A 20,944-nucleotide genomic window follows, 5' to 3' on the forward strand; every position below is an offset into this window, starting at 1 on the left:
GGGGCTCAGCGGCGCGCGGCGATCGAGCCGATCACACGACGACGCTTCTTGCTCTGCAGGCGCCAGCGCTGGCCAGGGTCCGTCGCAAGACGCAGCCACGCGGCCAGCACGTTGGCGCAGACCGTGGTGATCACGATCGCAAGACCCGGGAGCACCGACTGCCACCACGCCTCGGCGAGGTACTGGCGCCCCTGCGAGACCATGAGGCCCCAGCTGACGTCGGGCGGCTGGATGCCGATGCCGAGGAAGCTCAGCGACGACTCGGCCAGCATCACATAGCAGAACTCGAGCGTGGCGAGCGTGACGAGAGTCGGCAGCACGTTCGGGACGATGTGACGGAAGACGATGGCGCGGTTCGTGGCTCCGAAGTTCGTCGCGGCATCGACGAACATCCGGGAGCGCAGCTCGGCGGCATCCGCTCGCGCGGTGCGCAGGTAGAGAGGGATGCGTGTGATCGCGAGCACGAGCACGATGTTCGCCGCGCTCGGGTTGAAGACATAGAGGATCACGACGGCGAGCAGCAGCGAGGGGAAGCTCATGATGACGTCGGCGATGCGCATCGACACCGACTCGCGCCATCCGCGGTGGAATCCGGCCCACATGCCCCAGATCGATCCGACGATCGCGGAGACGACCACGGCCGCGGCGGCGACACCCAGGGTGGTGCCTGCCGCGGTGATGATGCGGGCGAGCAGGCTGCGTCCCAGCGAGTCGCTGCCGAGTGCGTACTCCCAGCCGAGCTGGAAGCTGAACGGCGGCATGTTGCGCGCCCCGAGATCCTGTCGCTGGGCGATCTCGCCGAACAGCGGGGGACCGACGATCGCGGTGAGCACGATGAACGCGAGGATGATGGCGGCGGATGCGGCGACCTTGTCCTTCCACAGCAGCTGCCAGAGGTTGGCGCGGCCGGACGACCGTGCTCCGCGCGCCTTCTGAGTGAGGACGGTGACTGTCGATGCGTTGTTGTCAGACATTCGTCAGCACCTCTGCCTTCGTGTCGGAGAGCGCCCCCGGGCCGCGACGACGGGCGCGAGAGCCGGACGTCGGCCTGACTCGCGGGTCGAGCAGTGCATAACCGAGGTCGATGATGATGTTCAGGGCGAAGATCGCCAGTGCGGTGATCAGCACCGCGGCCTGCAGCACCGCGAAGTCGCGCTGCAGGATCGAGTCGATCATGAGCTTGCCGATGCCGGGCCAGCCGAAGATCGACTCGACGACCACGGCGCCGTTGATGAGGCCGACGGTCAGGTCGCCGGCCACGGTGAGGGCGGGGGCTGCGGCGTTGCGCAGCGCATGCTTCGAGACGATGTGCATCTGCCCGGCACCGCGGCTGCGGGCGACCTGGATGTAGGGCTGACCCAGCACCGTCACCATCGACCCGCGCACGACCTGGGCGAGCACTCCGACCGGCCGCAGCATGAGCGTCGCGACCGGGAGGATCCAGACGAGCGCTCCGTCGGTGCCGGAGGTCGGCAGCCAGCCCAGCGTGATCGCGAAGATCCAGATGCCGAGGATGGCCACCCAGAAGTCGGGCACGCTCGCCGCCGTCATCGAGAAGAAGCTCACGATGCGGTCGGCGATGCCGTTCGGCTTCAGCGACGCCCAGCTGCCGAGCGCCACGGCGATGACGATCGCCAGGACCATCGTGACCGCGGCGAGCTGCAGGGTGGCGGGGAAGGCGCGCAGCGCCATCTCGGCCGCGGGTTCACCGGTGCGCAGCGACTGACCGAAGTCGAGCTGCAGGACTCCGAGGAAGTAATCGCCCATCTGCTTCCACAGCGGCTGGTCGAAGCCGTTGCGGGCCGCGAAGTCCTCGCGCATCTGATCGGTCGCGTTCAGCGGCAGATACAGCTGCGACGGATCGCCGGTGAGGCGGGCGAGCACGAAGACACCCAGGACGACTGCGATCAGCGGCAGCGCGCTCTGCAGGATTCGTTTTCTCAGGTAGGTCCACATGGTCGCCCGCCTCTCACTCTCACTCTCGCTCGCGGTCAGCCCGCGAGCGAGACCTCCTTGATGCGCAGCTCGTCGCCGGTCGACGAGTTGGGCTCGTAGGTCACCCGGTCGGCGAGACCGAGCATGACCGTCTGGTGCGCGATCGGGGCCAGGGCCACCACGTTCTCGCGCTCGTAGGCGAAAACCTCTTCGTATGCGGCCTGGCGCTCGTCGCCGGTGAGGGTCCGCGCGGTGGTGATGAGCTCGTCCAGGGCCGGGTCGCCGAACTCGGCCTGTGCTCCGCCCGTGAGCATGTACTGCTCGACCGTGAACTGCGCGTCACCTGCCTGGTTGCCGTGCTGGATGAGCATCGAGATCGGACCCTCGTTCGTGACGAAGGGACTCAGCTGGTACTGCAGGTGCTGAGTGGTGTCGACCATGCGCAGCTCGACGTTCAGCCCCGCGGCTGCCAGCTGCTCGCGCAGCACCTCACCGAGTTCGCTGACCTTCGGGAACTGCGCGGTGCGCACCGGCATGAGGATCTTGGTGTCGACCGCGACGCCGTCGGCTGCAGCCTCCTCGACCAGGGCCTTCGCCTTCTCGGGGTCGTACTCCCACGGCTCGAGGTCGGCGTTGAATCCGACGATGCCCTCGGGGATCAGCTGCGCGGCCACCTTGTCGCCATCGGGGTAGAGCGACGAGACGATGCCCTCGCGATCGATGGCGTAGTTGATCGCCTGACGGATGCGGATGTCGTCGAGCGGAGCCGTCTCGCCCGAGAAGCGCAGGGCGATCGTCTCGTTGTTCGGGTAGCTCACGCCCAGGTCTCCGATGCCGTCCTCGGCACTGAGGCCGAGGGCGATGTCGGCTTCGCCGCTGGTGATCATCGCGGCACGGACGGTGCCCTCGGAGCGCCACTGGTACTCGACGTCGGCGAACTGCGGGGCGTCGCCCCAGTAGTCGTCGTTGCGCTCGAGCGTCAGCTTCGTGCCGGCCTGCCACTCGCCGATCGCGTAGGGGCCGGTGCCGACCGGCTCGCGCACGAACTCGGTGTTCGAGGTCTCGGGCGAGACGATCTCGATGAACGACAGCTTCAGGGGGAGGATCGGGTCGGGGCTCGGGGTGGTGACCGTGAGCGTGGTGGCGTCGGTCGCCTCGACCTCGAGGTCGTCGTCGCCGAAGATGTAGCCCTCGACGTTGCAGCCGAGGTCGCCGTTCACGGCGCGATCGATGGAGTAGGCGGCTGCCTCGGCATCGAACGGCGTGCCGTCCTGGAAGGTGACGTCATCGCGGACGGTGAACGTCCACTCCGTGTCGCCGGTCTGCTCCCACTCGGTGGCCAGCAGCGGTTCGAGCTCGCCCGTCGAGGGGTTGCGCTCGACCAGCGGCTCGGTGACCGTGCTGCGCACGACGACGCCGGTGGAGGTGAGGTTGGCGTCGCACGCCTCGAGGGTCGGGGGCTCCTGCGTGAGCACGACACGGAGGGTGTCGCCCGCGCCGCCCTCGCCGCCGCCTTCCGACTCCGAGTTGGCGACGGAGCACGAAGCCAGCAGTGCGATCGATGCGATTCCGGCAGTGACCGCGGCTGCCCGGGTGCCTCTGCGTCGGGGGGAAGAAAGCTTCATCGGGTTCCTCCAGGTAGGGGACGGCCGCGGCCCTCGTTGGCTGTCGGCCCGTTGTGAATGTCGCAGACCGCCTCCCGAGCGTCAACAGGTGCGAAGGCCGCACCGGCGGCCGGTGCCGAGGGCCGGTGCCGTGCGGCATCCGTCGGCCGAGTCGCGATCCGCGAGATTACGCCGGTCTCACCCCATAGATGCTTGCGGCGCATCAATCCATGCAACTTCGCTTATGGAACTGCATCGTTGGCCGGACGTAGTCTCGCGCCATGACCAAGTCTCCCGAAACCTCCGCTCCGTTCGCTCCCGGCTCCGTCGCTCAGGCGGGGCCGCTGCTCGATTCTCTCGAGCGGACGCTGCAGGACGAGTACTCCGTGGTGCGGCTGCCCGACGACCTCGCGGCCCTCGACCCGACGGATGCCGCGAAGGTGCGCGCCGTCGTCACGAGCGGTCGCAACGGCGTTCCCTCCGAGCTGATGGCCGCGCTCCCGAACCTCGAGATCGTGACCAACTTCGGCGTCGGATACGACACGACGGATGTCGCCCAGGCGGTCGCCCGCGGCATCCGGGTGACCCACACGCCCGATGTGCTCACCGACTGCGTCGCCGACACGGCGCTCGGGCTCATGCTCGACGTCTTCCGCCGGTTCGGCGCCTCTGAGCGGTTCCTGCGCGACGGCGCGTGGGAGTCGGGCGGGTTTCCACTCACACGTCGTTTCTCGGGCAGCACGGTCGGCGTGCTCGGCCTCGGCCGCATCGGGCAGGCGATCGCCAGACGCGCCGCCGCCTTCGACACGTCGATCCTGTACACGACCCGACGTCCTGTCGAGGGCGTGCCGTGGGAGCACGTGGCATCCGTCGTCGACCTCGCGCGCCGATCGGATGTGCTGGTCATCGCGGTTCCCGGTGGGGCGGCGACCGAGAACCTCGTGGATGCCGAGGCGATCGACGCGCTCGGACCCGACGGCTTCCTGGTGAACATCGCACGCGGCTCGGTCGTCGATGAGGATGCACTGATCGCCGCTCTCGAGGACGGTCGGATCGCGGGAGCCGGCCTCGACGTGTTCGCGCACGAGCCGCACGTGCCCGCGCGGCTCATCCGCGATGACGTGACGCTGCTGCCCCACGTCGGCAGCGGCACGCACGAGACCAGGATCGACATGCGAGACCTCACACTCGCGAACCTCCGGGCCCACCTCGACGGTCGGCCACTGCCGACACCGGTGCCGGAGATGTCGGCACTCTGATGCAGACGGCGCATTGATCCATCCACCATTTGGTTTGTAGGCGCATCGTTTCACGCATAGCGTGACGATTGTTCAGATCCGAGCCGGATACCGGCGCGACACCCCAGGAGTGCACCGTGGCACGATTCACGCCCACCGAGCTGGCCGACCACCTTCGCGAAGGTCTTCTCTCGTTCCCCGCGACGGCGTTCACGCCGGAGCTCGAATTCGACGAGAAGCGCTACCGCGAGCACGTGGAATGGCAGGCGAGCTTCGGGGTGGCCGGTCTCTTCGCCGCCGGTGGCACCGGCGAGGGGTTCAGTCTCGATGCGGCCGAGTCCGCAGCGGTCGTCCGCGCGGCCGTGCAGTCGTCGCGACCCGAGGTTCCGGTGCTCGCCTCGGCCGGCGGCTGGACCCGGCACGCGATCGCGAACGCCCGGGCGGCCGAGGAGGCCGGCGCGGAGGGGATCCTCGTGCTGCCCCCCTACCTCACCGAGTGCGACCAGGCGGGTCTCGTCGAGCACGTCTCGGCGATCGCCGCGGCGACGAAGCTCGCGATCATCGTCTACAACCGCGGCAACGCCATCTACTCGGCCGAGACGATGGCGATCCTCGCCGAACGGCACGAGAACGTCGTCGGGTTCAAGGACGCGACGGGCGACATCGAGCACCTGGCATCGGTCTACGTGCGCAACGGTGAGCGCCTGTTCTACCTGGGCGGTCTGCCCACCGCAGAGACCTACGCGCTGCCGCTGCTGCAGATGGGCATGAGCACGTACTCGTCGGCGATGTTCAACTTCGTCCCCGAGTTCGCGCTCGAGTTCTACCGCGATGTGCGCGCCCAGGACCGTGCCGCGGTGACCGAGAAGCTGGGGCGCTTCGTGCTGCCGTACATCGCGATCCGCAATCGTGGGAAGGGATTCGGCGTCTCGATCGTCAAGGCGGGTCTCCGTCTGACCGGACACGGCGTCGGCCCCGTGCGCCCGCCGCTGCACGACCTGTCGGCGCAGGACGACGCCGATCTGGCGCAGCTCCTCGAGCGCGCCGGCCTGCTCGCCGCCGTTCCCGCCTGACCTCGCCGATCCTCTCGGCACCACCGCCGTCGACTCAAGGAGTGTGACATGACCACCGCCATCCTCACCGGGCATTCGTCGATCGCCGGACGATCCGTGCCCGGCACCGGCACCGCGCTGTACGCCATCGCCCCGGCCACCGACGAGCAGCTCGAACCCCCCTACTCGCAGATCGACGTCGAGCAGCTCCGCGCGGCGACCGCCGCCGCGGCCGAGGCCTTCACGTCGTTCTCCCGACTCGCCCCCGAGGCTCACGCGGCGTTCCTCGAATCGATCGCCGACGAGATCGACGCGATCGGCGACACGCTGATCGAGCGGGCGATGCAGGAGACCGGGTTGCCGCAGGCGCGACTCCTCGGTGAGCGTGCTCGGACCACCGGGCAGCTGCGGCTGTTCGCCGACGTCGTGCGTGCCGGAGAGCACCGCGGCGTGCGGATCGACCCGGCGCAGCCGGACCGCACACCTCTTCCGCGTGTCGACATCCGCCAGCGCAAGATCGCGCTCGGGCCGGTGGCCGTGTTCGGGGCGTCGAACTTCCCGCTCGCGTTCTCGACTGCCGGGGGAGACACCGCATCCGCGTTGGCCGCCGGGTGCCCGGTCGTGTTCAAGGCGCACAGCTCGCATCCCGGCACGAGCGAGCTCGTCGCATCGGCGATCGCACGCGCCATCGACGCGCACGGACTGCACCCCGGAGTGTTCTCGCACATCTTCGGTCCCGGACGCAGCGTCGGGCAGGCGCTCGTCGCCGACCCCGACATCCACGCCGTCGGGTTCACCGGATCACGCGAGGGCGGTCTCGCGCTCGTGCGCACGGCACAGGCGCGACCGGTGCCGATTCCCGTCTACGCCGAGATGAGCTCGGTCAACCCGGTGTTCATCCTGCCGGGTGCCCTGTACGGCGACGTCGAGGCGCTCGCGGCGGGGTACGTGCAGAGTGCGACGGGGTCGAGCGGGCAGCTGTGCACGCAGCCCGGTGTCGTCTTCGTCCCTCGTGGCGCCGAGGGCGAGGCGTTCGTGCGGGCCGTGTCGGAATCCCTGCGTGCGGCCACAGGGCAGACCATGCTCTCGCCGAGCATCGCGCACGCGTGGCGCGACGGTGTCGCGACCAGAGACGAGAACGCCGAGGTGCTCGCACGGGGAACCGACGGCGAGGGGCCGCACGCTCCGGCGCCGGTGATCCACGCCGCCGAGCTCTCGTCGTTCGAAGAGAATCCCGTGCTGAACGAGGAGATCTTCGGGGCCGCGTCCCTGGTGGTGCGCTACGGCGACGCCGCCGAGCTGGTGGAGGCCGCCTCACGGCTCGAGGGTCAGCTGACCGCCACGCTGCAGCTGAGCGCCGATGATCATGAGCTCGCCGCCGCGCTCCTTCCGGTGCTCGAGCGCAAGGTCGGGCGCATCCTCGCGAACGGATGGCCCACCGGGGTCGAGGTCGGGCACGCGATGGTGCACGGGGGCCCGTTCCCCGCCACGAGCGACTCACGCACGACGAGCGTCGGAAGCCTCGCGATCGAGCGCTTCCTGCGCCCGGTGGCGTATCAGAACATCCCCGATGGACTGCTCCCCGAGGTGCTGCGCGACGCCAACCCCTGGCACGTGTCGCGTCTCGTCGACGGGCGGCGCGAGGTGTCGGCATGACCTCCGTGCCCACGATCGAGAGGATCGAGGTCGTCCCGGTCGCCGGCCACGACTCGATGCTGCTGAACCTCTCGGGCGCGCACGGGCCGTTCTTCACACGCAACATCGTCATCGCGACGGACTCGGACGGACGGGAGGGGCTCGGCGAGGTCCCCGGCGGCGAGTCGATCCGCGGCACCATCGCCGAGGCCGCGGAGTTCCTCGCGGGCCAGCCGGTCGGCCGATACCGCTCGCTGCTGCGGGCGATCGCGAGCCGCTTCGCCGACCGCGACGCGGGCGGTCGAGGGCTGCAGACGTTCGATCTGCGCACGACCGTGCACGCCGTCACCGGCATCGAGTCGGCGCTCCTCGATCTGCACGCCCAGCACCTCGGCGTGCCGGTCGCGGAGCTTCTCGGCGACGGCCAGCAGCGCGACAGTGTGCCGATGCTGGGGTATCTGTTCTTCATCGGCGATGCTGACCGCACCGACCTCCCCTATCTGCGCGAGAGCGGCGACGGGTGGGAGAGCGTGCGGCGCGAAGAGGCCATGACGGCCGATGGCATCGTGCGCCTGGCCGAAGCCGCGCAGATCCGCTACGGGTTCTCGGACTTCAAGCTCAAAGGCGGCGTGCTCGACGGCGAGGTCGAGGCCGACGTCGTCACCGCGCTCGCCGAGCGGTTTCCCGAAGCGCGCATCACGCTCGACCCGAACGGCGGGTGGCTGCTCGAGGACGCGGTGCGCATCGGCCGCCGCCTGGCCGATGTGCTCGCCTACGCCGAGGATCCGTGCGGCGCGGAAGGCCGATTCTCGGGTCGAGAGGTGATGGCGGAGTTCCGTCGCCGCACCGGCCTGCGAACAGCGACGAACATGATCGCGACGGACTGGCGAGAGATGGCGCACGCGATCCGCTCCGACGCCGTCGACATCCCGCTCGCGGATCCGCATTTCTGGACCATGGCCGGTTCGGTGCGCGTGGCGCAGCTGTGCCACGACTTCGACCTGACGTGGGGGTCGCACTCGAACAACCACTTCGACATCTCGCTGGCGATGTTCACACAGGTCGGCGCAGCGGCGCCCGGCGAGATCACCGCACTCGACACGCATTGGATCTGGCAGGACGGCCAGCAGCTGACGGTCGATGCGCCCGAGATCCGAGACGGGGCGGTGCGAGTGCCCGACCGCCCGGGGCTCGGCGTGACGATCGACCGCGCTCGGCTCGCCGAGGCGCATGAGCTGTACGTCGAACACGGGCTGGGAGCCAGGGACGACGCCATCGGCATGCAGTACCTCGTGCCCGGCTGGGAGTTCGACAGCAAGCGGCCCTCTCTGGTGCGCTGAACGGGCGCCTGTCGTTCGTTGAGCGAAGACGACGTAGTCGCCTGAGACGAAACGTGGTGGCCCGACGGACCCGGTGAGGTGCGTTTCGTCTCGCGCGGCTCCGCCGTGCTCGCTCAACGACCGGGGATGCTCGGCGCGGGACTACTCGAACCCGCCGGTGAGCCTTCCCCGCATCCGCTGGCTGCTGTCGTTCATCCCGATGATCTCGACCGTCTTGCCGAGCGCGGTGTACTTCGTCTCGATCGCATCCAGAGCTGCGACCGTAGAGGCGTCCCAGATGTGCGATCCGGTGAGGTCGATGACGACGCGGTCGGGATCCTCCGGGTACGAGAACAGGGTCGTCAGGTCGTTGCTCGAAGCGAAGAACAGCTCGCCGGTCACCGTGTAGGTGACGGCGTCGCCGGCATCCGACAGGGTCCGGCTCACCGACACGAAATGCGCGACCCTCCGCACGAACAGCACCGACGCGACCAGCACTCCGCCGACGACGCCGACCGCGAGGTTGTGGGTGATGAGCACGAGCACGACGGTCGCCACCATCACGAACGTCTCGCTCTTCGGCATCCGCTTGAGGGTCGACGGCTTGACGCTGTGCCAGTCGAACGCTCCGATGGCGACCATGATCATCACGGCGACGAGGGCGGCCATGGGGATCGTGCTCACGAAGTCGCCGAAGACGACGACCAGCAGGAACAGGAAGATGCCGGCGCAGAACGTCGAGATGCGGGTGCGGGCGCCCGAGGCCTTGACGCCGATCATGGTCTGGCCGATGACGGCGCATCCGCCCATGCCTCCGAAGGTTCCGGAGAGGATGTTCGCCACGCCCTGAGCCCACGACTCCCGCGTCTTGTTCGAGTGGGTGTCGGTGATCTCGTCGACGAGCTTGGCGGTGAGCAGCGACTCCATGAGTCCGACCAGCGCCACCCCGAGCGCGAACGGCGCGATGATCGTGAACGTCTCCCACGTCAGCGGCACGTTCGGGATGAACAGCTCGGGCAGGCTCTTGGGCAGCTCGCCCTGATCGCCGACCGTCGGCACCGTGATCGCGAACGCCATCACCACAGCGGTCACGATGATCACCGACACGAGCGGCGCCGGCACGATCGTGGTGATCTTCGGCATCACGATCATCACGACGATTCCCAGCGCGACCAGCGGGTAGACCAGCCACGGCGCATCGATCAGCTGCGGGAACTGCGAGCTGAACACGAAGATCGCCAGCGCGTTCACGAACCCGACCATGACGCTGCGGGGGATGAAGCGCATCAGCTTCGCGACACCCAGCACCCCGAGGATGACCTGGAAGATGCCGGCGAGGATCACCGTCGCGATGAAGTAGTCCATCCCATACGTCGGCGCGACCGGGGCGATCACGAGCGCGACGGCTCCGGTCGCTGCGGTCACCATCGCCGGACGCCCGCCGAGGAAGGCGATCGACACCGCCATGATGAACGAGGAGAACAGTCCCACCTTCGGGTCGACGCCCGCGATCACCGAGAACGCGATCGCCTCGGGAATCAGCGCGAGACCCACGACCAGACCCGCGAGCACCTCGCGCGTCAGCATCCTCGGACTCTTCAGCGCTTCGAGAACCGTCGGGTTCGCCCGATAGCGGGCACGATCGTCGACCGCAGTTGCAGACATGGGGATGCTCCAGAGAAGGTGCCCGGGGGTGGGGCAGAACAGTTAAGGGTACGGCGGATGCGGGGGCCTGCCGTTCCCCGGTCGTTGAGCGACGTCCCCCCGGTCGTTGAGTGACGTCCCCCGGTCGTTGAGCGAAGTCCCCGGTCGTTGAGCGAAGACGACGAAGTCGACTGAGACGAAACGCGGCGAGGGCCCGTCATCGAGCTGAGCGCCCCTGTCCGGTGTCGGTGGCCGCGGATAGAGTGCGGTCATGGAACCCGTGCCGACCGACTTCTGGGGCGTCGTCGTGCCCTCGTGGCTCGGCGCCGTGGCATCCATCGCGGCGTCGACCGTGGCGGTCATCGCATTCATCAACAGCCTGTCCGCGAAGGGCGGGGTGCGCGAGATCGGGGAGGCGCTCAACCGCGAGCCGACGGCACAGCGCGAAGCTGATGTGAGTGTCGGAGTGCGTCTGTCGGCTACGGCGACTGTCGGGCCCGAGCCGTGGGCCTTCGACAGCGACGGTAAGGTCGGGACTTTTCGAAACACAAGCGGGCAGCTCCTTGTCGTCTCAGGGATCGCCTCCACAGGTGGGATCGCTCTGACTCTTCGCGATCAGCTCCCGCTCGACGTGCCGCCCACGGCGTCATTCCAGGTGCGGTTGCATCAGATCCTCGGAGGTCCAGCGGTGCGCGGCGTCACGATCGAGTGGGTCCGCGAAGACGGTGAACTGCTCTCGCGCACGTACTACCTGTAACTCGGGGCTGCGGCGTCGCAGCGTTCGGGGCGTCTCGTCTCGGGCGGCTTCGCCGGCCTCGCTCGACGACCGGGCGGAAGTCGAGGCGAATCAACAAGCACGTCTTGCAGCGCGATACCTGATGTTTTCTGCAACCTAAGCATGCAGAGCGTTGTGCACATCGCTCTCAGATTTTGCGCACACCCCGTCTCGGGCGGATACTCATCCCATCCGCGCCGCACGTCTCGGCCGGGAATCGACATGCACAGAACCCCTGCTCTCGCCCCTGACACGACCATCGCCATCGTCGGCGCCGGCCGTCTCGGCGGCGTACTCGCACGGGCATTGCGCGCGGCGGGCCTTGTCGTCCGAGGGCCTCTGCGCCGGGAGGACTCGATGCCGGATGCCGACATCGCGCTGCTCTGCGTCCCGGACTCCGCCATCGCAGCGGTGGCCTTCGCCGCCCGCCCCCATGCGCGGCTCGTGGCGCATGTCTCCGGTGCGACGCCGCTCACCGACGTCGACTTCAGCCTCCACCCGCTCCAGACCTTCACCGGCAAGGAGTCGAGCGAGGTTCTCCGCGGCATCGGCGTCGCCGTCGACGGGCGCACGCCCGAGGCGCTCGAGACGGCTGAAGCGCTCGCGCGGGTGATCGGTGCGAACCCCTTCCACGTCGACGACGCCCACCGTGGGGAGTATCACGCCGCCGCATCCTTCGCCTCGAACTTCGTGCTGGCCGTGCTCGATGCCGCCGAGCACCTCGCGAAGGATGCAGGCGTCGACCGTGCCCACCTCGCACCACTCGTGCGACAGACGGTCGGCAACTGGGCGGCGCACGGCGCAGCATCCGCTCTCACCGGGCCGATCGCGCGCGGTGACGAGGCCACCGTGGCGCGGCAGCGCGCGGCATCCGGCGACTACCGAGACCTCTTCGACGTACTCGCCACTGCGACCCGCGCGGTCGCCGAACGCGCGCCACATGCGACCGTCCACACGACCGCCGATCACGCGGCCACCCAACAGACCGCCGTCACCGAGGAGCCACACGCATGAGAATCCTCCGCACGATCGCCGAGGTGCGAGCCGCGGTTCGCGACGCCAAGGCAGCGGGCCTGTCGGTCGGACTCGTGCCGACGATGGGCGCGTTCCACGAGGGGCACCTCTCGCTCATGCGGGCGGCGCGAACGGAGAACGACCTCGTCGTCGTCTCGCTGTTCGTCAATCCGACCCAGTTCGCCGCGAACGAAGACCTCAGCACCTACCCGCGCGACGAGGCCCGCGACGCCTCGCTCGCCGAGGCCGAGGGCGTCGACATCCTGTTCGCACCGGATCGGGCCGAGATCTACCCCGATGGGTTCGCCACGAACATCCACGTCGCGGGCATCACCGAGGTGCTCGACGGAGCGAGCCGCGGACCCCACCATTTCGACGGCGTCGCCACCGTCGTCACCAAGCTGTTCGGCATCGTCCAGCCCCACGTCGCCTACTTCGGTCAGAAGGATGCGCAGCAGGTGCTGGTCGTGCGTCGGGTCGTGCGCGACCTCGACCTCGACGTGCGCGTCGTGGCGTGCCCGATCGTGCGCGAAGCAGACGGGCTCGCGATGAGCTCGCGCAACGTCTACCTCGACGCGGACGCTCGCTCCCAGGCCACCGCGCTCAACCGCGCCCTCGACGCCGCCGAGGCGGCGCATCGATCGGGGGGGCGCGACGGCGACAGCATCCTCTCCTCCGCCCAGGCTGTGCTCTCGGCGGCCGGAATCGACGCCGAATACCTGGAACTCCGCGATGCCGAGACCCTGAGGCCGGTGGAGGTCGTCGACCGGGACGCGCTGCTGCTCGTCGCCGCGCGCGTCGGCGCTGCCCGGCTGATCGACAACCACCTGCTGACTCTCACATCGACCACCTCGACCAGCTCGACCAGCTCGACCGCCTCGACCACCTCGACCACCGAGACCAGCACGACCACCGACGGAAAGGGCGATGCCTGATGCGACGCACCATGCTGAAGTCGAAGATCCACCGCGCCACCGTCACGGGCAGTGACCTCCACTACGTCGGCTCGATCACCGTCGACCCCGAGCTGCTCGAGGCCGCTGACATCCTGCCGAACGAGCAGGTGCACGTCGTCGACGTCGACAACGGCTCGCGCTTCGAGACGTACACGCTGGTGGGCGAGCGTGGGTCCGGCGTCATCCAGGTCAACGGTGCGGCCGCCCGCCTCGTGCACACCGGCGACACGATCATCGTCATCTCCTATGCCGACTACTCGCCCGAAGACCTCGCCGACTACGAACCCGTCGTCGTGCACGTCGATCGGTCGAACGCCATCGTCCGCGTCGACGACGCCGTCGGTGAACTGGTGGCGACCCGATGAGCGCTCACGCCGCCCCGACCAAGCGCCTTACCCTGCGCGAGCTCGACGTGAAGAAGCATGCCGGCGAACCCATCGTCATGGTCACCGCGTACGACTTTCCGAGCGCGCAGATCGTCGAGGAGGCCGGCGTCGACATGGTGCTCGTCGGCGACTCGGCCGCGATGACGGTGCTCGGCTATGACAGCACGGTGCCCGTCACGACCGACGAGATGCTGATGCTCACGAAGGCGGTGCGGCGAGGACTCACCAGGCCGCTGCTCGTCGGCGATCTCCCCTTCGGGTCGTACGAGGCGTCGGACGAGATCGCCATCGCGACCGCGCAGCGCTTCGTCAAAGAGGCGGGCGTCGACCTCGTCAAGATCGAACGCGGCGGTGCCACGGTCGATCGTGCCCGCGCGCTCGTGAATGCCGGAATCCCCGTCGTCGGGCACGTCGGGCTGACGCCGCAGACGGCCACGTCGCTCGGCGGATACCGCGCGCAGGGACGCACCGCCGACGCCGCACTCACCGTGATCGACGATGCCCTCGCCCTGCAGGACGCCGGAGTCTCACTGATCGTCATCGAAGCCGTGCCGTCGGAGGTCACCGCGGCGCTCGCACCCCTGCTGCGCATTCCGCTGATCGGCATCGGAGCCGGAACGGATGCCGACGGCCAGGTGCTCGTCTTCCACGACCTGCTGGGAATCTATGCCGGCGGGGTCGCCAAGTTCGTCAAGCGCTATGCCGATGTGCGGTCTGTGTCTGTGGCCGGAGTCGCGGCGTACGCGAGCGAGGTGCGCGAGGGCGTGTACCCGGGGCCCGAGCACGGATACGGGATGGCCGAGGGCGAGGCTGAACGGCTGCGGGAGTTGCTCGCGGGGCGGTAGGCATCCGGCATCCGATGCTGCGCGTGCGTCGCATCCGCGTCGCAGGCCTCCCGACCCTCACGCCTCCCAGCGCAGGATGTCGCCCGGCTGACACTCCAAGACCTCGCACAGAGCGTCGAGGGTCGAGAAGCGCACGGCCTTCGCGCGCCCGTTCTTGAGCACAGCGAGGTTCGTGGGGGTGATGCCGATGCGCTCGGCCAGCTCGCCTACACCCATCTTGCGCCGCGCCATCATCACGTCGATATCGACGACGACGGGCATCAGATCACCTCGTTGTCGAGCTCCGAGCGCAGCGACTGTGCTTCGGTGTCGCGCTCGATGGCCTGCCGCAGCAGCGCCTTCATGACGACGACCAGCAGGGCGATGCCGCCGAGCACGACGCCCGCGCCGCCGATGAGCGCCACGAGGCCCGGCGCGGCCGAGCCCGGTGCGAGTATCACCGCGAGGATCCAGGCGAGTGCCGCGGCCACGAGGATCGCTCCGATGATCACGTCGATGTAGCGGAACGACGAGGTCGAGAAGATCGATCCGCGGCGCACTTTCGTCAGCAGCATCCATACGCAGATGCCGAAGACCTGCAGGGTGCCGACGCCGAGAACCACGATCGACACGAAGGCGATCCGGCCCCACAGCTCTTCGGCCGCGAGGTCGATCCACAGCAGCGGCACGATGAGCGCCTGCACCGCCACGGATCCGATCAGCGCCACCACGATCACGACCTTCAACACCACGATCGTCGACTTCCCCATGACTCCTCCTCTCATCGAGCAACAACAGAAATCTATCGTTAATCGTTCGATAGGGGAAGTCGGCGGATGCGGGACGTGGCGCTTCGGGAGGAGATCTGCCCTTCGGGAGGAGGCATTCGCGCGAAGTCTCCTCCCGAGGCGCAGTTCTCCTCCCGAGCGGTTCTCCTCCCTCGGGAGGAGATCCGCCCTTCGGGAGAAGGGATTCGCGCGAAGTCTCCTCCCCAGGAGCAGATCTCCTCCCTGGGGCAGGTCTCCTCCTGAGGCGCAGTTCTCCTCCCGAAGAGGTGAGCACTCTGTGATGCGGGTCCTCCGATGCGGGTCCTCTCGCTGCGCACCCCGATGCGGCCTCACGAAAAGTGAGGGCCCGCGCGCGCCAACCCCGCGCCCGCCTACTCCGCGCGGCGTACCCGCAGCACGAGGGCCACCACCGCGAGCACGATGACCACGACCCCGTATCCCACGCACACCGCGCCGAGCTCGAACACGCCGACCAGGGTTCCGGCGACGACGGCCGGCACGCCGAACGCGAGGTACGCGAGAAGGTAGATCACGGCGAAAGTGTCGGCGCGGTCGGTGGCGGGGATGCGCGGTGCGAGTGAGGCGACGACTCCGGAGAACGCGGTGCCGAAGCCCATGCCGGTCACAGCCGTCGCGGCGAGGTAGAAGGGGAGCGACTCGACGCTGAGCGCGATGAGCGACAGTGCCGTGCCGGTCGCGAGAGCCGCGGTGCCGAAGATCACAGAGGTGCGCGGTCGGCGATTGCGGAACACGAACGCGGTGATCGCGCCGATGCCCGCCAGCATCGCGACGGCGAGGCCCTGCCAGACATGCGCGTCGCCGCCGAGCTCGGTGCGCACGATGTTGGCGCCGAGCGAGAGGAAGAGCCCGCCCGTCGCCCACCCGGCGATGATCGCCGGTGCGCCCCGCCAGAAGTCCGAGCGGATGCCGGCGGGCACCGACAGCCGGAAACTCAGCGACCCCCACGCCCCAGGATGCAGCGGTGCAGTCTCGGGTGCGAGGAAGAACAATGCGGCGAGCGCGAGGTAGATGACGGTGAGCGGTGCGAAGACGTCGAGCAGCGGTTGGCCGGTCACATCGAGTGCGATGCCCGAGACGAGCGCGCCGAGCGCCAGGCCGATTCCGGGGCTGAGGGCGTTCCAGAGGGCGGCGACCCTCGAGCGTCCGCCGGGTGCGAGATCCAGGGCAGCGGCCGAGAGTGCTGCGATGAGCACACCGCTCGCGGCACCTTGCAGGATGCGCGCGAGCATCAGAGTCGCGACCGAGTCGGCGTGCCAGAAGAGCAGCATGCTGCCGGCGAGCAGCAGGAGCCCGCCGATCGCGACGGGACGGCGTCCGATGTGATCGGAGAGGGAGCCGGCCGAGAGCAGCGCGAGCAGCAGTGCGATTGCGTAGACGGCGAAGACCGCGCTGATGACGATCGCGTCGAATCCGATCTCGGCGGCGAGCACCGGATAGAACGGCGAGGGAGCGCTCGCGCCGGTCATCATCGCGATCTGCGTCACGATCGCCAGCGCGAATCCGAACCGCGGGCGGCGGATGGCGGATGCTGGCCCCGGGGTCGTGGTGATCGGTGCCGTGGTGGTCATGCGTGCTCCCGCGGGGTCGGTCTCGAGTCCTGAGTTCGAGAATCATCGAACTATCGGAGCGTACTCGCGTTCCACGGATTGTTCAACTATTCTCGAACCATGCCAGGCGAACTCCCGCACCCGGATCGCTCCGAGATCCAGCTCACCGACGTGCTCTTCGCGCTCAGTGACCCCGAGCGCCTGGCGATCGCGCGGCAGCTCGCCGACGGCCCGCTCGACATGGCCGCGTGCCACTCGACCGATCCGAACCTCCCCAAGTCGACCAAGTCGCACTTCATGAAGGTGCTGCGCGAGGCGGGCGTGATCCGCAATGAGGCCAACGGTCGGCGACGGCTGCTGACGCTGCGGCGCGACGATCTCGACGCGCTGTTCCCTGGGCTGCTCGAGTCCGTTCTCCGGGCCTGAACACCGGTCCGCGCGCGGGGAGCGAGCTCGCCGCTCGGGAGGAGATCTGCCCCTCGGGAGGAGAGATTCGCGCGAAGTCTCCTCCCCGCGGACAGATCTCCTCCCCAAGGTGTGCGAGCCCCAGGGTGTGCGAGTCCGAGGGTGTCTGCCCGAGTGTGCGAGACCGAGGGTGTGTGCCCGAGGGTGTGAGAGCCCGAGGGTGTGCGGGGCCGAGGGAGCGGCGAGCTCAGCGGAAGTACGACGCCCCGTTGAGGTCGAGCACGGTGCCCGAAGCCCACACCGCCGAGGAAGACGTGAGGTAGGCGACGGCATCCGCCACCTCTTCGGGGGTGCCGACGCGACCGAACGGACTCTGCCCGCGGATGCTGTCGCCCTGCTCGCTCTCGAGCTTCGCCGACTGTCGCTCGGTCGCCACCATGCCGGGAGCGACGGAGGTCACCGAGATGCCATGTGGGGCGAGAACGAGGGCCATCGACTGGCCGAACGCCTGCAGCCCCGCCTTCGTCGCGGCGTATGCGGGGTGATCGGCCTCGCCGCGGAACGCTCCGCGTGACCCGACGTTGACGATCGCCCCGCCGGATCCGCGCTCGATCATGTGCTGCGCGACGAGCATGGTCACGTTCGACGCCCCGAGCAGGTTGACCGACACCATCGCAGACCAGGCAGCCTGCCACTCGGCATACGACGCCGAGTCGACGCGATGCGCGTTGGCAGCGCTCGGCGCGACCGCGGCGTTGTTCACGAGGATGTCGAGCGAACCCAGGGCGGCGACGGCCCCCTCGACCACGCGCTGCGCCTCGATCGGATCCCCGAGGTCGCCGCCGACGACCGCGTGTCCCGATCCCTCGAGTGAGGCGAGAGTCTCTTCTGCGGCATCCCGATCGCGGCCGTAGTGCACGACGACACGGTCGCCTCGGCGGGCGAACGCCTGAGCGACCGCGCGACCGATGCCTCGCGAGCTGCCCGTGATCAGCGCATTCGCCATCTCAGGACGCGACCTGCGCGCGACCGATCGCGCGCACCGGCGGCTCGATCTCGGCCCAGACCGAATCGAGCGAGAGGTGCAGCACACCGGCGATCGCCGCGATGGTCGAGAAGGCGGGAGTCGCGACCCGACCCGACTCGATCTTGCGCAGAGTCTCGGGTGAGACACCCGCGTCGAGGGCGACGCTCAGCATCGACCGCTCGCCGCGCGCTCGCCGCAGCAGGGCGCCGAGACGCTCTCCGCGTTCGACCTCGGCGGGAGTCAGTGGCAAGCGAACCATCATGTGCCCATTCTAATACCGGGATAGTATTACCGGGATAGTTATTGGAATGACCACGATGCCGAATGCGGAGACCACGATGATCGAGATCCTCAACGACGACCAGCTCGCCCGGGCGAGGGATGCCGGCGCGCTCGTCGGCAGCATCCTGCAGTCGCTGAAGCAGCGCACGACGGTCGGCGTGAACCTGCTCGATCTCGACCGCTGGACGAAGCAGATGATCGAGGATGCCGGCGCAGTGTCCTGCTACGTCGACTACGCCCCGTCGTTCGGCCGCGGGCCCTTCGGACACTACGTCTGCACTGCGGTGAACGACGCGGTGCTGCACGGGATGCCGCACGACTACGCGCTCGCGGACGGCGACCTGCTCACCCTCGATCTCGCGGTCACTCTGCACGGGATCTCGGCGGATGCCGCCATCAGCTTCGTGGTCGGCGACAGTGTCGGATCCACCGACGATGCCGCATCCGCCGATCTGGCGATGATCGACGCGACCGAACGGGCGCTCGCCGCGGCCATCGCCGTCGCCCGCCCCGGTGCCCGCATCGGCGACCTCTCGCACGCGATCGGCACGGTGCTCAGCGATGCCGGCTACCCGATCAACCTCGAGTTCGGGGGCCATGGCATCGGCTCGACGATGCACCAGGACCCGCACGTCGCGAACGACGGGCGCCCCGGTCGTGGCTACATGCTGCGCCCTGGTCTGCTGCTCGCGCTCGAACCGTGGGTCATGGCCGACACCGACGTGCTGGTGACCGACGCCGACGGCTGGACCCTCCGCAGCGCCACCGGCTGCCGCACGGCCCACACCGAGCACACGATCGCGATCACCGAGACCGGAGCCGAGATCCTCACGCTCCCGCGCTGAGCGTCACTTCTTGCGCGACCCGCTCCGCACGCGGCGCACCGCACGGCCGGCCAGGTCCTTGAGCCGCCCACCGGGCCACTGCCGGCGCAGCTCGACAGAACCGCCACGCCCGACGACCGGCGTGCACGTGCGACCCGCGAGCAGCGGCGAGTGCCCCGCGGCCGCGAGGGTCTCGGCATCCGCGGTGAGGGCCACGTCGAATGTCCACCCCGCCCGCCTGACCGTCACGAACAGCTTCGCGCCGCGTGACTCGTCGGCAGGCCCGAACACCTTCAGCGGATCGATCGCGACCGAGATCGCACCGAGGCTGCGCGGATGCACGGAGGCGATGCGACGCTCGACCCCTGCGGCCTTGTCGCGCAGCACCAGCTCGACCTGATCGTTCTGCAGCTCGCGCCCTGCTTCGAGCAGAGCGGTCGGCAGGCCGTCCATCGACACCGGCAACGAGGTCAGACGCCCCGTGCCGTGTTCGAACACGAGGGCTTCCTGTCCATCGCGGGTGACCGAGACGTCGAACGTCAGATACAGGCCGCCACCCCGCGACCACCGGGCCGACGTCACGACCGCGCGGCATTTCATCTCCATCTCGAACCGCGCGAAGCTCACCAGGTCGGCCCGCCGATCGGCGCGCAGCAGCCCTGCCCGGATGCGGTTCGGGAACGACAGGCCGCCGTCGACGCCCGGTCCGAATCGGCGCTTCGCGAGAGGCCCGACCACGTCGATCAGACGATCGCGATACTCATCCGGGTAGCCGAGGAACTTCTTGCCGGTCAGTCGCTTCAGGATCTTTCCGCGGAACCAGTGACGCAGCAGCCTGTCGCGCAGTCGCCCGGGCTCGGTGTAGCGCTCGACCAGGTCGAGAACGGCCTCGAGATGAGGGAAGTACGTCTCCGGCTCGATGCGCGACGAGCTCGCGCTGCCCGCATGCTTGACCCACGCGTAGCAGGGCTGGCTCGCGAGGATCGAGATCGTCGACGCCTCGAAGTATGCCCGCATCACGAACAGGTGATCCTCGAGCCGCACCTTGCCGTCGGGGAAGCGGATGCGGTTCTCGCGCAGGAACGAGGTGCGGAACATCTTGTGCGGCGTCAGCATCTCGAGCAGCGGATCCTCGCCGAGGCGCGCCCGGGGCACGTCCTTCCGGAAGATCCGGCTCGGCAGCCGGCGGCCGATGCCGACCTCCTTGCCCACCACGACATCGGAGGAGTGCTGGTCGGCATAGTCGCAGAGGGCTTCGAGGGCGCCGTCGTAGAGCCAGTCGTCCTGATCGACGAACTGGATGTACGTGCCGCGTGCATCGTCGATGCCGTGGTTGCGCGGGGTTCCCGGCCACCCCGAATGCGCAAGGTACGCCACGCGCACGTAGTCGCGATCGCGCGCGATCTCGACCAATCGCGCGGCCGTCTCCTCGCCCGAGCCGTCGTCGCACAGCAGCACCTCGAACCGGTCGTGATCGAGCGTCTGTCGGTCGAGGGAGTCGATGAGTTCGTCGAATGCCGCTCCCGGTCGGAACACAGGGACGACCACGCTCACCCGGATGGAAGTGGACGCAGGGGAAACGGCAGCAGAATTCGACATCGACATCAGTGAAACATCGTCGGCTGTGGAGCGCAGGGGGCTTGCTTTCAGGAGCCCGTGCGTGCAGTG

The 20,944-nt window shown here is 68.7% G+C and carries 21 protein-coding genes; 11 read left to right on the top strand and 10 right to left on the bottom strand.

Annotated features, from left to right (window positions below):
* Positions 1-5 precede the first annotated feature (5 nt).
* The 3 genes from RU09_RS11505 to RU09_RS11515 are packed head-to-tail and all read right to left on the bottom strand — an operon-like array spanning position 6 to position 3,560.
* A complete protein-coding gene (locus tag RU09_RS11505; protein WP_042540704.1) occupies positions 6-974 on the bottom strand; it encodes an ABC transporter permease in 969 nt (322 codons plus the stop codon).
* Positions 967-1,956: an ABC transporter permease gene (locus RU09_RS11510; protein ID WP_082041104.1), complete on the bottom strand. Its 990-nt coding sequence runs from the start codon at positions 1,954-1,956 to the stop codon at positions 967-969. The genes RU09_RS11505 and RU09_RS11510 overlap by 8 nt, the downstream gene beginning before the upstream one ends.
* Positions 1,957-1,991: 35 nt before the next feature.
* On the bottom strand, positions 1,992-3,560 hold the full coding sequence (locus RU09_RS11515; RefSeq protein WP_042540705.1) for an ABC transporter substrate-binding protein: 1,569 nt from the start codon (positions 3,558-3,560) through the stop codon (positions 1,992-1,994).
* 260 nt (positions 3,561-3,820) lie between these two features.
* On the opposite strand from RU09_RS11515, the gene RU09_RS11520 reads away from it, so the two are divergent.
* The 4 genes from RU09_RS11520 to RU09_RS11535 all read left to right on the top strand — a co-directional run bounded on the left by RU09_RS11520 (position 3,821) and on the right by RU09_RS11535 (position 8,804).
* Positions 3,821-4,798 carry a 2-hydroxyacid dehydrogenase gene (locus tag RU09_RS11520; protein ID WP_042540706.1) on the top strand — a complete coding sequence of 326 codons (978 nt, stop codon included), beginning with the start codon at positions 3,821-3,823 and terminating at the stop codon, positions 4,796-4,798.
* Positions 4,799-4,914: 116 nt separating this feature from the next.
* On the top strand, positions 4,915-5,850 hold the full coding sequence (locus tag RU09_RS11525; protein WP_042540707.1) for a 5-dehydro-4-deoxyglucarate dehydratase: 936 nt from the start codon (positions 4,915-4,917) through the stop codon (positions 5,848-5,850).
* Between the two features lie 48 nt (positions 5,851-5,898).
* Positions 5,899-7,485, top strand: a complete 1,587-nt coding sequence (locus RU09_RS11530) for an aldehyde dehydrogenase (NADP(+)) (protein WP_042540708.1) — start codon at positions 5,899-5,901, stop codon at positions 7,483-7,485.
* On the top strand, positions 7,482-8,804 hold the full coding sequence (locus tag RU09_RS11535) for an enolase C-terminal domain-like protein (RefSeq protein ID WP_042540709.1): 1,323 nt from the start codon (positions 7,482-7,484) through the stop codon (positions 8,802-8,804). Before RU09_RS11530 ends, RU09_RS11535 begins: the two co-directional genes overlap by 4 nt.
* A 141-nt stretch (positions 8,805-8,945) precedes the next feature.
* On the opposite strand, the gene RU09_RS11540 is transcribed toward RU09_RS11535, so the two are convergent.
* Positions 8,946-10,448 (bottom strand): SulP family inorganic anion transporter, encoded by a 1,503-nt coding sequence (locus RU09_RS11540; RefSeq protein WP_042540710.1) that lies wholly within the window; start codon positions 10,446-10,448, stop codon positions 8,946-8,948.
* A gap of 250 nt (positions 10,449-10,698) precedes the next feature.
* On the opposite strand from RU09_RS11540, the gene RU09_RS11545 reads away from it, so the two are divergent.
* The 5 genes from RU09_RS11545 to panB all read left to right on the top strand — a co-directional run bounded on the left by RU09_RS11545 (position 10,699) and on the right by panB (position 14,403).
* Complete coding sequence (locus tag RU09_RS11545) at positions 10,699-11,184, top strand: hypothetical protein (RefSeq protein ID WP_042540711.1); 486 nt, start codon at positions 10,699-10,701, stop codon at positions 11,182-11,184.
* A 240-nt stretch (positions 11,185-11,424) separates the two neighbouring features.
* On the top strand, positions 11,425-12,216 hold the full coding sequence (locus tag RU09_RS11550) for a Rossmann-like and DUF2520 domain-containing protein (protein ID WP_042540712.1): 792 nt from the start codon (positions 11,425-11,427) through the stop codon (positions 12,214-12,216).
* Positions 12,213-13,151, top strand: coding sequence for a pantoate--beta-alanine ligase (panC, locus tag RU09_RS11555; protein ID WP_082041105.1), 939 nt, complete (start codon positions 12,213-12,215; stop codon positions 13,149-13,151). The genes RU09_RS11550 and panC overlap by 4 nt, the downstream gene beginning before the upstream one ends.
* Positions 13,151-13,537, top strand: a complete 387-nt coding sequence (gene panD / locus RU09_RS11560) for an aspartate 1-decarboxylase (protein ID WP_042540713.1) — start codon at positions 13,151-13,153, stop codon at positions 13,535-13,537. Before panC ends, panD begins: the two co-directional genes overlap by 1 nt.
* Positions 13,534-14,403 carry a 3-methyl-2-oxobutanoate hydroxymethyltransferase gene (gene panB / locus RU09_RS11565; RefSeq protein WP_042540714.1) on the top strand — a complete coding sequence of 290 codons (870 nt, stop codon included), beginning with the start codon at positions 13,534-13,536 and terminating at the stop codon, positions 14,401-14,403. The genes panD and panB overlap by 4 nt, the downstream gene beginning before the upstream one ends.
* A 57-nt stretch (positions 14,404-14,460) precedes the next feature.
* On the opposite strand, the gene RU09_RS11570 is transcribed toward panB, so the two are convergent.
* The 3 genes from RU09_RS11570 to RU09_RS11580 form a co-directional block, all read right to left on the bottom strand.
* Positions 14,461-14,664, bottom strand: coding sequence for a helix-turn-helix domain-containing protein (locus tag RU09_RS11570; protein ID WP_042540715.1), 204 nt, complete (start codon positions 14,662-14,664; stop codon positions 14,461-14,463).
* Complete coding sequence (locus RU09_RS11575) at positions 14,664-15,152, bottom strand: DUF2975 domain-containing protein (RefSeq protein ID WP_042540716.1); 489 nt, start codon at positions 15,150-15,152, stop codon at positions 14,664-14,666. The genes RU09_RS11570 and RU09_RS11575 overlap by 1 nt, the downstream gene beginning before the upstream one ends.
* 389 nt (positions 15,153-15,541) lie before the next feature.
* On the bottom strand, positions 15,542-16,759 hold the full coding sequence (locus tag RU09_RS11580) for an MFS transporter (protein WP_042540717.1): 1,218 nt from the start codon (positions 16,757-16,759) through the stop codon (positions 15,542-15,544).
* A gap of 99 nt (positions 16,760-16,858) precedes the next feature.
* Here RU09_RS11580 and RU09_RS11585 point away from each other — a divergent pair, with 99 nt between their 5' ends.
* Entirely contained in the window at positions 16,859-17,164 is a 306-nt protein-coding gene (locus tag RU09_RS11585) for an ArsR/SmtB family transcription factor (RefSeq protein ID WP_042540718.1), read from the top strand.
* A 226-nt stretch (positions 17,165-17,390) separates the two neighbouring features.
* Here the strand turns inward: RU09_RS11585 and RU09_RS11590 are convergent, their stop codons facing one another.
* The gene (locus RU09_RS11590; protein WP_197066014.1) at positions 17,391-18,149 is read right to left on the bottom strand and encodes an SDR family NAD(P)-dependent oxidoreductase; all 759 of its coding nucleotides are present in this window, start codon (positions 18,147-18,149) and stop codon (positions 17,391-17,393) included.
* 1 nt (position 18,150) lies between these two features.
* Complete coding sequence (locus tag RU09_RS11595; protein ID WP_042540750.1) at positions 18,151-18,429, bottom strand: helix-turn-helix domain-containing protein; 279 nt, start codon at positions 18,427-18,429, stop codon at positions 18,151-18,153.
* Positions 18,430-18,508: 79 nt separating this feature from the next.
* Between RU09_RS11595 and map the strand changes: the two genes are divergently transcribed.
* The gene (gene map, locus RU09_RS11600; RefSeq protein ID WP_042540751.1) at positions 18,509-19,297 is read left to right on the top strand and encodes a type I methionyl aminopeptidase; all 789 of its coding nucleotides are present in this window, start codon (positions 18,509-18,511) and stop codon (positions 19,295-19,297) included.
* Between the two features lie 3 nt (positions 19,298-19,300).
* Here map and RU09_RS11605 read toward each other — a convergent pair whose 3' ends face one another.
* Entirely contained in the window at positions 19,301-20,830 is a 1,530-nt protein-coding gene (locus RU09_RS11605) for a glycosyltransferase family 2 protein (RefSeq protein ID WP_197066016.1), read from the bottom strand.
* Between the last annotated feature and the right edge of the window lie 114 nt (positions 20,831-20,944).

The sequence above is a fragment of the Microbacterium sp. MEJ108Y genome, assembly GCF_000834175.1.
Lineage (GTDB): Bacteria > Actinomycetota > Actinomycetes > Actinomycetales > Microbacteriaceae > Microbacterium > Microbacterium forte.